The sequence below is a fragment of the Bradyrhizobium sp. MI1.10 genome (genome assembly GCF_055811035.1).
In genome coordinates, this window is record NZ_JBVVPN010000063.1 from 1 (window position 1) to 12,865 (window position 12,865).

The 12,865-nt window shown below is 64.1% G+C and carries 8 protein-coding genes; 4 read left to right on the forward strand and 4 right to left on the reverse strand.

Annotated features, from left to right (window positions below; translation table 11 throughout):
- Positions 1 to 535 (reverse strand): DUF1036 domain-containing protein (locus AC0L3K_RS36580; protein WP_473367872.1); only part of this gene is annotated, 535 nt, incomplete at its 3' end.
- 179 nt (positions 536 to 714) lie between these two features.
- Between AC0L3K_RS36580 and AC0L3K_RS36585 the strand changes: the two genes are divergently transcribed.
- Positions 715 to 1,017 (forward strand): DUF1244 domain-containing protein, encoded by a 303-nt coding sequence (locus AC0L3K_RS36585; RefSeq protein WP_219681696.1) that lies wholly within the window; start codon positions 715 to 717, stop codon positions 1,015 to 1,017.
- Positions 1,018 to 1,226: 209 nt separating this feature from the next.
- Entirely contained in the window at positions 1,227 to 1,499 is a 273-nt protein-coding gene (locus AC0L3K_RS36590) for a DUF2312 domain-containing protein (RefSeq protein ID WP_007596286.1), read from the forward strand.
- 171 nt (positions 1,500 to 1,670) lie between these two features.
- On the opposite strand, the gene AC0L3K_RS36595 is transcribed toward AC0L3K_RS36590, so the two are convergent.
- The 3 genes from AC0L3K_RS36595 to AC0L3K_RS36605 all read right to left on the reverse strand — a co-directional run bounded on the left by AC0L3K_RS36595 (position 1,671) and on the right by AC0L3K_RS36605 (position 7,604).
- Entirely contained in the window at positions 1,671 to 3,293 is a 1,623-nt protein-coding gene (locus tag AC0L3K_RS36595; protein ID WP_311985818.1) for a peptidoglycan L,D-endopeptidase MepK, read from the reverse strand.
- Positions 3,294 to 3,582: 289 nt separating this feature from the next.
- On the reverse strand, positions 3,583 to 5,763 hold the full coding sequence (locus tag AC0L3K_RS36600; RefSeq protein ID WP_473367873.1) for a L,D-transpeptidase scaffold domain-containing protein: 2,181 nt from the start codon (positions 5,761 to 5,763) through the stop codon (positions 3,583 to 3,585).
- A 347-nt stretch (positions 5,764 to 6,110) separates the two neighbouring features.
- Positions 6,111 to 7,604, reverse strand: coding sequence for a sigma-54-dependent transcriptional regulator (locus tag AC0L3K_RS36605; protein ID WP_473367874.1), 1,494 nt, complete (start codon positions 7,602 to 7,604; stop codon positions 6,111 to 6,113).
- 127 nt (positions 7,605 to 7,731) lie between these two features.
- On the opposite strand from AC0L3K_RS36605, the gene AC0L3K_RS36610 reads away from it, so the two are divergent.
- Both AC0L3K_RS36610 and AC0L3K_RS36615 read left to right on the forward strand, forming a co-directional pair.
- Complete coding sequence (locus AC0L3K_RS36610; RefSeq protein WP_473367875.1) at positions 7,732 to 9,669, forward strand: M3 family oligoendopeptidase; 1,938 nt, start codon at positions 7,732 to 7,734, stop codon at positions 9,667 to 9,669.
- A 211-nt stretch (positions 9,670 to 9,880) separates the two neighbouring features.
- Positions 9,881 to 12,772, forward strand: a complete 2,892-nt coding sequence (locus AC0L3K_RS36615) for a cell division protein (protein ID WP_473367876.1) — start codon at positions 9,881 to 9,883, stop codon at positions 12,770 to 12,772.
- Positions 12,773 to 12,865: the final 93 nt, after the last annotated feature.

Sequence of the window (12,865 nt, forward strand, 5' to 3'; positions counted from 1 at the left end):
GCGTACCACCGGGCGGGCCATTGGGCAAACCGGGAACCCCCGGGCCAACCGGGCCGGGCATTCCCGGCACGCGCTGCTGTTTTGACGGCTGCTCGTTGGCATCGGTGAGCTGCACCGTCCAGGCCCGCTGCTCGCCGGTATCGACCTCGAAATAGCCGGTGCGGTCATAGCCCCGTGCAAGGCAATCCTCGGTGCCGCGGATGGTGAACTCCTTGTCGCGCGAGCACATGAAGGCCTGGCCCGACCATTCGCCGCCGCGGTCATAGTCGATGGCGTAGATGTAATAGAAGCGGGCCACCAAGGTTCCCCGCAGCAGGGTCTCGCAGGAACGGGACGAGATGTTCCACCAGCCTTCGGTGGTCCAGCCCTCGGCATCCTTGTAGCCGAGCGCGATGCCGACCCGGCTCGATGTGTTGTTGCAAAGCCGGAAATCGGCGGAGGCCGGGCTGGCCCAGAGGCACAGCAGGCCGACCACCAGCACCGGGACCAACCGGGCGAGCAGGCGAAAGGGGGAGCGGGGAGATTCGGCGATCATTGTCGCGGAAGCTATATCAGATCATTGACGATTTGGCGTAGGGCCCGGGAACTGCCCCGAAGCCGGCTTCGCGCCCGTTTGCGCCGCGATATGGCAAAATCTGTGACAGGCCCCACCTGATCTCGTAAGGGTGACCCATCCAGGTCACAGCCAATTTCGCAAAGCCGAGGGATCCAGCCATGGCAATCGACGACAAAACCAGAACGGAACTCGAGGCTGCCGCTTTCCGGCGCCTGGTCGATCATTTGAAGACGCGGACAGACGTCCAGAATATCGACCTGATGAACCTCGCAGGCTTCTGCCGCAACTGCCTGTCGAACTGGCTTAAGGACGCCGCCGACGCCCAAGGCGTCGCCTTGAGCAAGGACGAGAGCCGGGAAGCCGTCTATGGCATGCCCTACGAGGCCTGGAAGTCGAAATACCAGGGCGCCGCCACGCCTGAGCAGCTCGATTCCATGAAGAAGGTTCATCCCGGGCACTGAACGGTCTCGCCGGCAGCCCGATATGCACTGCCCTTGAGTCGCATCACACAACAGCTTTCTTCGACGCGCCGAAGGAAGGTGTGGGCGCGCTGTGGACGAGCGCGATGCTGCCTTGAACGCGAGAGGTCCGAACCCTAAGGGTCTAACCAGCACGCGCGGTGAGGATGCCGGCGTCACCTCGTTTTGCCAGTTCCATTGGGAGTACCAAGATGGCCACCTCCGCCGCCGTCCGCGACGACGAGCCCGCGACGAAATTTGCCAAGGACCAGCTCAAGTCCATCATCGAGCGCATCGAGCGGCTGGAGGAAGAGAAGAAGGCGATCTCCGACGACATCCGCGACGTCTTCGCCGAGGCCAAGGGCAACGGCTACGACGTCAAGGCACTGCGCACCATCGTGCGCATGCGCAAGCAGGACCCGAACGAGCGCGCCGAGGCCGAGACGATCCTCGAGACCTACATGCAAGCGCTGGGGATGATCTGAGCCCGGTGTCGTGTCCTGGCGAAGGCCAGGACCCATTATCCCAGGGAGCAGTTTGGCGAAAATTCGTCGCTTGGTATCCGTACCGCGTGAGCCAGATGGATCACGCGGTACGGATCCTGGCTTTCGCCAGGACGACGACAGAGATTTTGGTAACGGCGCGGCTTATCAGCCTCAGCGCAGCGAAGCCGTCCGCATGACGAAGGACGTTGTCTCGAGCTTGGCGGTGGCGGTGCCCGAGAAACTGTCGCAGGACAGGCCCTGCATCGGATCGTCGGCAAAGCCCATGGCGACCACGGATTGCGGCTTGACGAAGTAGGCGCGCATTGCGGCCGTGTCGAGCTCGCCCATTAGCGTGACCGACATCGCGCGGCTGGCGCTCGGCGACAGCATCACGATCTTGAGCCAGATGCTTTCACCCTTGGCTGCGGAGAGCCGGGTCGCGGTTGCGACCATGCCGTCGACGCGCTTGCCGACCACCGTGTTGATCTCGGTCGCGGGCGCAAGGTTGCGCGACGCGGCGGCGGGACGGGCGGAGCGCGGGATCGGCGCAGAGGCGGCGACGACATTGGCGCGGTCGACCGGGGAGGCGGACGCCGGCGCGTAGGCCAGCGCCTGATAGGCGGCGCTGGACACGCTCGCGGTCGGCTGCGGATCGGTGGCGGCGGCAAGCGCCTGGCGTGCCTTCAGCGCGGCAATTTGGGCCGGCGTCGCCTGCTGCGGCGTGGCCGGGGCGTCCCAGAAGCCGCGGGCATTGATGATGTCGGCGGGCGTCTCGGGCTTGGCGTCAGCAGATTTGCCGGCGGCCGGCTTGTCAGCCACGGGCGCCGGCTTCGACTTGGGTAGCGCGACGATCTGCGCATCGGCCGAGGCGAGCTGAATGGTCGCCGCGACTGACGGCTTGGCGCGCGGCGTCGGCACCGGATCGGCCGGCTTGGTCGCGGCGGCGACCACGGTCGGCGCGACAGGCTTCGCGGCCGGAGCGGGCGCGCTCTCGTCATCCTCGTCGTTGCTCGTGGCGGCCGGAGCCGGCTTGCCCTTGAACAGGGCGGCAAAGAAATTCGACTTGCTGCCTGAATCCTCGCCGCTGCCGCGCCGCTCGATCTCGGCCTTGGCAAGCTCATAGCCCTTCAGCGGCGTGCCGTCGGTCGGAACATGGACGGTGCGTCCGTCCGGGAAGACCCTGGCGAGCTGGTCATGCGTCATGCGCGGCCAGTGCCGGATGCTGCCGGTGTCCAGATGCACGAAGGGCGAGCCTGAGGTCGGGTAGAAGCCGACGCCGCCGCGCTGGAGGCGCAGGCCGGCGAAGCGGATCTGCTCCAGCGGCACGTTCGGGATGTAGAAGTCCATCGCATGCCCCAGCATGTGCTGGCTGAAGCGCGCCACGCCGGCGGAGCGGCGGCGGAGCATGGCGTTGGTGGCGGGCGAGCGGTAGGAGGAGATGATCTGGATCGGCTGCTTGGCATCGACGTCGCGATAGACTTCCCAGAGGATGTCGAACAGGTGACGGTCCATGACCGTCTCGTCCTGGGTACGCCAGTCGCGCAGGAAGTGGTTGAGCTGCTTCAGCGCCGTTTCGTCGTAGCGTCCGTCACGCTTGAAGGTGACGGTGAGGTCTTCGCCGGAATGGGTGTGGTGGAAGGAGAGCGTCTTGGTCTCGTTGAGCGCGGCGGCGTCATGAACTGAACCCGCGGCAGCAAGCAGCAATACGGCAGCGAGGCCGATCCTGGAACCGGCCTTCACTCCCGCATGGGACAACGACAGCACAGCGAATTGGCGTGCGATTCCAGTCAGCACGTTAGAGCCCACCCAGTCGACGAGCGTTCAAAATGGACTCTCCCGCTAACCCCGTTAGCGCGCGAAAGAGGATGAACGCTTTGTTAAAGCGAGAAGGTTAATTCGAGGTTGACCTTCCCGCCCCCAAACCAAGTCAGATCGCGAACCTAACCGGGTGAGTGTGGCAAAAAAACGCCCGCTGCCCGAGGTCAGGGGGAGAATGGTTAACGTTAAGCGACCCCATCCAAAGGATGAGGTCGCTGATTTTATTGCAGAATTTCAGGAAATCAGGTCCTGGGGCGGGCTTGGCTCAGCGGGTGAACACCCGCTGCTGCTGCGGCCGGCGGCCGACCGGTGCCGGCGGCGGGGTGGGCGCTCCGAACAGCCGCTCGAAGAAATTCGGGCCGGACGAGCCGCCATTGTTGGCCGCCAGCACGCCGTTCGGCAGCGTCGTTGCCGGGCGTGAATAGCTCGGCTGGGAGTGCGCGACGACGTTCTCGAGGTCCTTGCCGCGGCCGTTCTTCAGGATGTTGATCATGGTCGCGTCGCGGCCATAGACGTCCTTGCGGAATTGCAGCTTGCCGCCCTCGTCCACGAATGCGGTCTGATAGGTGATGTTGACCGGGATCGGGGTCGGGAATTTCAGGTCGATCTCGCTCTTGCCGTACATGCTGCGCACGCGCTCCGGCGTGTACTTCTCGTTCGGCATCGCGATGTTGAGCAGCACCGAGGCGTACTGATCCGGGTTCTGCACGCGCATGCAGCCGTGGCTGAAGGCGCGTTCGTCCCGGGCGAACAGGTTCTTGTCCGGCGTGTCGTGCTGATAGACCAGGAACTTGTTCGGGAAGTTGAAGCGGATGCGGCCGAGCGCATTGGCTTCACCGGGCGGCTGCGAGATGTGGACCGAACCGTCGCGGTTCTGCTCGAGCTTGAGGCCCATGCGCTGGAGCACGGTCGGGTCCTGCTGAAGCGCCGGCAGGTATTCGTTGTAGACGATCGACGGCGGCACGTTCCAGGTCGGATTGACCGTGATGTACTTCATCGTCTCGGTGAGCAGCGGGGTCGCATGTGTGCCGGGCTTGCCGGTGACGACGCGGGTGGTCCAGACCTGCTGGCCGCGCTGCATCACCTTCAGCGTGTAGTCGGGAATGTTGAGGATGACGTAGGCATCGCCCAGCGAGGGAACGCCCAGGTCGCGCGGCAGCCAGCGCCAGCGCTCCATGTTCACCAGCACCACGTCGATCTGCTTGTCGCGCTTCGGGGTGTTGATCGCCTTGACCGTCTTGTCGTCGAGGATGCCGGTCGCCTTGAGCTCGGCGCTGTTCTGGAATTTGCGCACGGCTTCGGCGACCGCCGCGTCATAGCGGGTATCGTTGGCGTTCTCGGTGATGCCGAGTTTGGCGCGCAGCTGCGGCACGCGCGGATCTTCAACGACGATTTCAGCCTGCTTCTTGCCGGCCGGGGTGTATTTCAGCGCCGGACCGTCGGCGATCTCGATCGCCGGGCCGTTGCCCTGGCCGCGGAGCTCCGCGAGCTTCGCCTTCAGCTCCTTGTAGAGCTTCTGCGGCGGATTGTAGCTGTCGAGCGCCGTGGAGGCGTCCGCTGCGGTCGTGACCTTGGCGAGCACCTCGTTCGGATCGACGGGATGCTCGGGGTAGAGGATGTCGCCGCTGACCTGCGACCAGTGCATGCGGCCGCTCTGGGCCTGACGCGCATAGTCGAACATGCTGGCGGTGAGCTTGAGCTCGGCATTGGCGAGCGCATCGGGTGTCGTGGCGGCTGCGAAGTCCGGCAGCGGGTAATCGGCGGGATTGAGACCGTCGGACGCCGCGTCCTTCAGCCGTGCGATCACGCCCTTGGCCGCAGTGGTCAGGTTGCCGGCCTGGGTCCAGACCGGTGCGAAGTCGCGTGCGCCGTAAAACTTCTCGATCGCCGCGCGTTCGTTCTTACGGTCGAAATAGCGCGAAGCGTTGGCGCCGATGATGTCCTTGAGCTTGTCGGCGACCGGCTGGTCGGCCGCGGGAACGTTGCTCGCGGCCTTCACCGGCTCCGAGGCCGGAGCAGCAGCGGTGGCGGGCGCGGCCGGCGCTGGGGTCGCCGTGTCGGCCTTGGCAGGTTCGGACTTGGCAGGCTCAGTCTTCGCCGTCTCGCTCTTCGTCGCCTCGGCGGCGGGCGTGGTGGCGACGTCGGAAGGCTTGGTCTCGACCTTGTCCGGCGCGGGAGCGGCTTCGGCCCTCACGGGTTCCTTGACCGGCTCCTTTGCCGAGTCCTGAACCGTGGCGGTGGTGTCGAGCTTGATGTCGGATGCGGTCGGGGGCGGGACGTTTGCGGGTTCGGGGCGCGGGATCGCAGCTTCGATCGCGAGCTCGGCAGCGCTGCTGCGCGCCTGATCCTGCGCCAGGGCCGAGCTGGCCGATACCGTGAGGAAGGTCGCCGCGACCGTCATCAAGACACGGTCAAAGCCTGCACGGTGGTTCAAACAGTCACGCATTGTGTCGCACCCCTCGGGTGAACTGTCCCCCGTGGAACAGCTTCGTTATCGCCTATTGAGTTTCGGCTAAACCGCGCCGGCCTCTCGAAAGTTGCACGCCTGCACGCAACGAATCCTACGCAGACGATATACAGGCCCCGATTTCGCGGCCAGCGCTACCCGGGACAACTCACGACAAACTGACTTCAAGCAAGCCGCTTGGCAACGGATTGTGCGCTTCTGCCACGCGCTTTTCCCTGTGTCTGTCACTTCCAAGTCACGGTTCAGATCGCAGTCGAATTCCGTGGTCATGCGAATGGCTTACAGTCGTTTCGCGGCGCCCGGACGAACCTTCGTTCGCATCAGGCTCAGTGCGTCTCCTCGCCGCTTTTGCCGCCATGGCCGGGAACCCCGGCTTCATCGAGTTTGCGGTAGAGGGTGGACCGGCCGATTTTGAGGCGGCGGGCGACCTCCGACATCTGCCCGCGATAATGCGAGATCGCGAAACGGATGATCTCGTTCTCGATCTCCTCCAGCGGCCGGACGTCGCCGGTCGCGGTCAGCATGGAGAGCGCACCCGCCACGGGTAGCGGCGCGATCGGAATTTCATTACCTGATACGACGGAGGGGGCCGCGATCGGCTCCAGCATCAGCGGCGCGGTCGGAATGTCTGTTCCCGGATGCGGCTGCGAGGCGATCAGGGGGAAGTCGTCAAGGCCAAGCTGGTCGCCGTCGCTCATCACCACGGCGCGGTAGACCGCGTTTTCAAGCTGGCGGATGTTGCCGGGCCAATCGAGCTGGGCGAGGTGCGCAACAGCCTCGCCGCTGATGCCGGTGATGGGGCGGTTCTCCTCCGCGGCAAAGCGGGCCAGGAAATGCCTGAGGAGATGTGGAATGTCCTCGCGCCGGGCGCGCAGCGAGGGGATCGTCAGCGGCAGCACGTGCAGGCGATAGAACAAGTCTTCCCGGAAGTGGCCCTGCTTGACCCGCTCAAGCAGCCTGCGGTTGGTCGCCGAGATGATGCGGACGTCGACCTTCACGGGTTTGCGGCCGCCGACCGCCTCGACCGCGCCTTCCTGGAGCGCGCGAAGCAGCTTGACCTGCGCGGCCAGCGGCAGCTCGCTGACCTCGTCCAGGAACAGCGTGCCGCCATGGGCTTCGACGAACTTGCCGGTGTGGCGTTCGGTGGCGCCCGTGAAGGCACCCTTCTCGTGACCGAACAGGATGGATTCGACGAGGTTGTCGGGGATCGCGCCGCAATTGACAGCGACGAACGGCTTTGCCTTGCGCTCGCCGCTGCCATGAATGGCACGCGCGAACATCTCCTTGCCGACGCCGGACTCGCCTTCGATCAGCACCGGGATCGATGAGTTTGTTGCTTTCTGCGCCGCGCGCATCACGCCCGCCATCGCCTCGGCGCGGGTGATGATGTCGGAGAAGGTCAGCCGGCCCTCGCGGCTATGACGGATGCGCTGCAATTCGCCCTTCAGCGCAGACGAATTGAGCGCGTTGCGAAGAGAGACCTGGAGCCGCTCCAGGCCAACCGGCTTGACCACGAAATCGGCCGCGCCCGCGCGCATCGCCGAGATCACATTGTCGATGCCACCATGGGCCGTCTGCACGATGACGGGGATGCTGAGACCCGCTTCGCGGATTTTCGCCAGGACGCCCATGCCGTCGAGGCCGGGCATCACGAGATCGAGGATGACGCCGTCGATGGCCGCGTCAGGGGCGGTGAGGGCGGCGATCGCCGCATCGCCGGAGTCCACCACGATCGTCTCATAGCCGCATTTCTGCACCATGTTTTCGACCAGCCGGCGGGCTACAGCGTCGTCGTCGGCGATCAAAATACTGGCAGCCATGGTGTTCCCCGCACGCTACTACTATCTGTCTCGAATCGGGGCACTCTGGCCGAAGCCGATTAACGCACTGTTAAACCCTGATGCCCCCGCCCGCCGTTGCGATTGTTGAACACAGGTTTCCCACACAATGAATTCGCGCTCCAAGCCTGCAGTTAAGAAGTCCGCCATCAGCAAGCTCGCTCTTCGCAAGCCGAACACCAAGACATCCGCAGCCAAGGCAAAACCCTCCAAGCGTGCACCCGCCAAGCCTTCGCTTGCCAAGCCTTCATCCGCGAAGCCTGCGAGCAAGACCGGCAAGCTTCCGGAGTGGAACCTCGCCGACCTTTATTCCGGGATCGATGCGCCGGAAGTGGCGCGCGATCTCGCAAAGATGGATGCCGATTGCGTCGCGTTCGAGACGGACTACAAGGGCAAGCTCGCAACAGGAACAGCAAAGGAAGATGGCGGAAAATGGCTCGCTGAAGCCGTCCGACGCTATGAGGCGATCGACGACCTCGCCGGCCGGCTCGGCTCGTATGCCGGCCTCGTTCATGCCGGCGACAGCGTGGACCCCAAGATTTCAAAGTTTTACGGCGACGTTTCCGAGCGCCTGACGGCGGCATCGACGCATCTGCTGTTCTTCGCGCTCGAGCTCAATCGTGTCGATGACGATATTTTGAACCGCGCGATGCAGGCCACCGAGCTCGCGCACTACCGTCCCTGGATCGAGGATCTGCGCAAGGAGAAGCCGTACCAGCTCGACGACAAGCTCGAGCAGCTCTTCCTGGAGAAGGCGCAGACCGGCTATTCCGCCTTCAACCGGCTGTTCGACCAGACCATCTCCGGCCTGCGTTTCAAGGTCGGGTCCAAGGAGCTCGCGATCGAGCCGACGCTCAATCTGTTGCAGGACCGCGACGGCGCCAAGCGCAAGGCCGCAGCAGAGGCGCTCGCAAAGACCTTCAAGGCCAATGAGCGCACCTTTGCGCTGATCACCAACACTCTGGCCAAGGACAAGGACATCTCCGACAGCTGGCGCGGCTTCAAGGACGTGGCGGATTCCCGGCATCTCAACAACCGGGTCGAGCGCGAGGTGGTGGATGCGCTGGTCGCCTCGGTGCGCGCGGCCTATCCAAAATTGTCGCATCGCTACTACGCGCTGAAGGCACGCTGGTTCGGCAGGAAGCGCCTGGCCTATTGGGACCGCAACGCGCCGCTGCCTTTTGCGGCGACGGACGTGATCGGCTGGCCCGATGCGCGGAACATGGTGCTGACCGCCTATCGCGGCTTCTCGCCAAAGATGGCTGACATCGCCGAGCGCTTCTTCACCGACCGCTGGATCGACGCGCCGGTGCGCCCGGGCAAGGCGCCGGGTGCCTTCTCGCATCCGACCACGCCGTCCGCGCACCCCTACGTGCTGATGAACTACCAGGGCAAGCCGCGCGACGTGATGACGCTCGCCCATGAGCTCGGCCACGGCGTGCATCAGGTGCTGGCGGCCAGGAACGGCGCGTTGATGGCGCCGACGCCGCTGACGCTGGCGGAGACGGCAAGCGTCTTCGGCGAGATGCTGACCTTCCGGCGGCTGCTGGCGCAGACCAGGAGCGCAAAGCAGCGCCAGGCGCTGCTCGCCGGCAAGGTCGAGGACATGATCAACACCGTGGTGCGGCAGATCGCGTTCTATTCCTTCGAGCGCGCGGTCCACACCGAACGCAAGAACGGCGAGCTCACCGCGACGCGGCTCGGCGAGATCTGGCTCTCGGTGCAGGGCGAGAGCCTCGGGCCGGCAATCGAGATCAAAGCGGGCTACGAGAACTACTGGATGTACATCCCGCATTTCATCCATTCGCCGTTCTACGTCTACGCCTATGCGTTCGGCGATTGTCTGGTGAACTCGCTCTACGCCGTCTACGAGAACGCGGCCGAAGGCTTTGCCGAGCGCTATCTCGACATGCTCGCCGCCGGCGGCACCAAGCATTATTCCGAACTGTTGCGGCCGTTCGGCCTAGACGCCAAGGATCCGAAGTTCTGGGACGGGGGCCTGAGCGTCATCGCCGGCATGATCGACGAGCTGGAAGCGATGGGCTGAGCCGAGCCGTCTTCGGCGCTGCAGCGAGCGGGTTGGGTCGGCCGTCCGAATGTCCCGTTGTTCCAACGACGGGCGGGGCGGGTTGTATAGTTCCCGCCCTGCACATTGAACGTTTGTGCCTGGGGCCAGACTAATTCTTGCAGGCGGGTTCGACCTGCAATGCAATCTATGATTGTTGATCGGCGTGGTGTGCTCGGCCAGGGAGGCGAACATGGCCAGGATCAGTGCCCCAGACCCCAAGGTGGAGCCGCCACGGGCTGTCGAGGAACAGCAGCTGTGGGGGACACAGCACCGGAAGATCGTCAAGCGCGAGCTCGCAGCCATCAACAACCGCCGCCGCGCCCAGGGCGTGGATCCCGTCGCATACCCTGGCGACGAAAAGGCGATCGACACGGTCGGCCTTGCGCTGTCAGGCGGGGGGATCCGATCCTCCGCAATCTGCCTCGGCGTCTTGCAGGCTTTCAATCACCACGGGCTGATCAAGCACATCGACTATCTGTCGACCGTATCCGGCGGCGGTTACACCGGCTGTTCGTTCACGGCGACCATGACGCGGGCGCAGAATTTCGTCTTCGGAAGCACGCCGACACCCGGAGCCGAGAGCGCCAATGAGATCAGTGACACGCCTGCGGTGGGCCATATCCGGAATTACTCGAACTACCTCGTTCCGGCCGGCGCGCGCGACCTGATCACCGGCGTCGCAATCGTCGTGCGTGGGCTCGTTGCCAATCTGAGCCTGACGCTGCCGGTCGTACTGCTCGTTGCCGTGATCACGATCCTGTCCAACGCCGCACGCTCGTCACTCTATACGACCAATTTCTTCGGGCTGAGCGTCGACGACACCAGCAATCTTGGTCCCCTCTCCAGCCTGGGATTGATGCCTGCCTTCTTTCTTGGCGGCCTTGTTGCCGCCTCGCTGCTTTTGCTGGTCGGGCGCCTTTTCAAAGTCGGGCGACGCGAGCTTTTTCGCTACCTGGCCGGTCTTGCGTTTGCGCTGGGACTCATCTGCGCGATCGCCAGCTGCCTGAACGTCGATCACTTTGGCCTTTCGCTTGCAGCGCTCCTGCTCGGCCTCGTGCTTTTCTTCGGCTGGGCCGTGCTGCGCTCGATTTCATCGACCAAGGGAGGTGAATTCCGCGGCTATCCGTCGACTGTCGGCGCGACCTATCTCGTTCTGCTTGCCGCCATCTGCTTCTTCGAATTCCAGCCCTTCATGATCGCCCAGATGTTCGATGTCGCCGACGCCAACACGGTTCAGTCCGGCGGCATCATTGGGGGCGTTGCAATCAAATGGCTCCAATCGCTTGCGGCCATCACTGCGCCGGTTGCGGCGGCCGTCACGCTGTTCCGGCAGCAATTCGCCGACCTGCTGAAGGGCGCCGGCGCCTCGGACCTTGGCTCACGCCTGCTCGCCCATGCGGCGAAAGCAGCCGTGCTTGTCGCGGGACTGGCGCTGCCCTTACTGATCTGGGTCGGATATCTCTATCTTTGCTATTGGGGCATCGCGAACGACAAGACGCTCGACGCCGCCTACCGCCAATATCCCATGATCGAGGAGTGGGGAGCGGCTGGCGTGCAACCCGTGCCGCCCGCGGCCGGTGTCGACGTCAAGGGAAATGTCCAGTTCGACTCGGCGACGCGCAAGCTCTCGGCCGAGATCACCAATGGCGAAGCGAAGGTCGTCGCCTCCAAGCCGGTGGGGCCGATCTCGCACATCCCCGCATGGCTGTTTTCTGTTGCATCATTGCAGTCCCCGAACACATTCACTTGGTCGAAGTACCAGTTCGGCAACAGTGTCAGCTGGCGGATGGTGCTGCTCTACTTCTTCTCGGGCTCGGCTCTATTCAGCCTGTCGTGGGTCCTCGGGCCGAATGCCAATTCGTTGCACCGGCTCTATCGTGATCGCCTGAGCAAGGCCTTCTTGTTCAATCCGCTCTACTACGCTGACGGGGAGCCGTCGCGGAACATGCCGAGCCTGGACCAGGGGAGGGATTTCCTTCCGCTCGACGAGGAGAAGCTGAGCGCTCTGCTACATCAGATGGTCTACGGCGCTGATCCAGCGGGAGCGATGACGGTCACGACATCGAAAAAAAGCAGCCTCGCCTCGCCATATCCCATCATCAACGCCGCCCTGAACATCCAGGGATCCGATTTCGCCAATCGGCGGGGACGGAACGCTGATTTCTTCATATTCTCGCCGCTGCACGTCGGCAGCGAGGCCACCGGCTATGCGAATACACCGGCATTCGAGAAGGTCGCGCCGGGCCTCGATCTTGCGACCGCGATGGCGATCTCCGGGGCCGCCGCTTCGTCGAACATGGGCTCGGGGTCGATCCGCTCGCTGACCCCGACCCTGGCGCTCCTCAACGTGCGCCTCGGGTACTGGTTGAAAAACCCGCGCTGGGTCTCGACAAAGGACAAGCCGCAGCACCACTCGACCCCTTTGTTTCTATGGTCTGAGATCTCGGGCCGGCTCTACGAGAATGCCGATGCGGTCTACCTGACGGACGGCGGACACATCGAGAATCTCGGTGTCTACGAGTTGTTGCGACGACGCTGCAAGGTGATCATCGCGGTTGACGCGGAAGCCGATGCGCCGATGAATTTCTCGTCGCTGGTGACGCTGCAGCGTTATGCGCGCATTGATCTCGGGATCATCATCGACCTGCCGTGGACGCCGATCCGCAACACGACGCTGGAGTGGATGAAGTGCAACGCCACCAAATCCCCGGCCGCGGCCCGGCGCGCCGCGGGCGGACCGCACATGGCGGTCGGCACCATCGACTACGGCTCGGGGGAAAAGGGGCACCTCGTGTACATCAAATCGTCCCTGACCGGAGACGAGAACGACTACATCCGCGACTATGCACGCCGCAACGACACCTTCCCGCACGAAACCACCGGTGACCAGTTCTTCTCGGAGGAGCAGTTCGAGGTCTACCGCGCGCTGGGTTTCCACATGACCCACGGTTTTCTCACCGAGGATGCCGGCGCGGATGCGATCGTCGTCAACGTTCCGGGAGAACGCTGTGCAAAGCGAAACTTCTGCGACAGCAAGGTGGAGCCGATCGGCGCAGTCCGCCGTGCGCTCGGCCTGCGCTGAGAGGCCTTCGGTTCGTGGCGCCTGAGACCGCCTCCAACGGGCGGACCACCGGTCCGAGCGGGATTCCGCCAATCGGAATTCCAAATGACCCGA

What these genes read in the sequence shown, in the direction of transcription:
- AC0L3K_RS36585 (WP_219681696.1), top strand. Translation starts at nt 715, where the DNA reads ATGGCAATCGACGACAAAACCAGAACGGAACTCGAGGCTGCCGCTTTC.
- AC0L3K_RS36590 (WP_007596286.1), top strand. Translation starts at nt 1,227, where the DNA reads ATGGCCACCTCCGCCGCCGTCCGCGACGACGAGCCCGCGACGAAATTT.
- AC0L3K_RS36600 (WP_473367873.1), bottom strand. Translation starts at nt 5,763, where the DNA reads ATGCGTGACTGTTTGAACCACCGTGCAGGCTTTGACCGTGTCTTGATG.
- AC0L3K_RS36605 (WP_473367874.1), bottom strand. Translation starts at nt 7,604, where the DNA reads ATGGCTGCCAGTATTTTGATCGCCGACGACGACGCTGTAGCCCGCCGG.
- AC0L3K_RS36610 (WP_473367875.1), top strand. Translation starts at nt 7,732, where the DNA reads ATGAATTCGCGCTCCAAGCCTGCAGTTAAGAAGTCCGCCATCAGCAAG.
- AC0L3K_RS36615 (WP_473367876.1), top strand. Translation starts at nt 9,881, where the DNA reads ATGGCCAGGATCAGTGCCCCAGACCCCAAGGTGGAGCCGCCACGGGCT.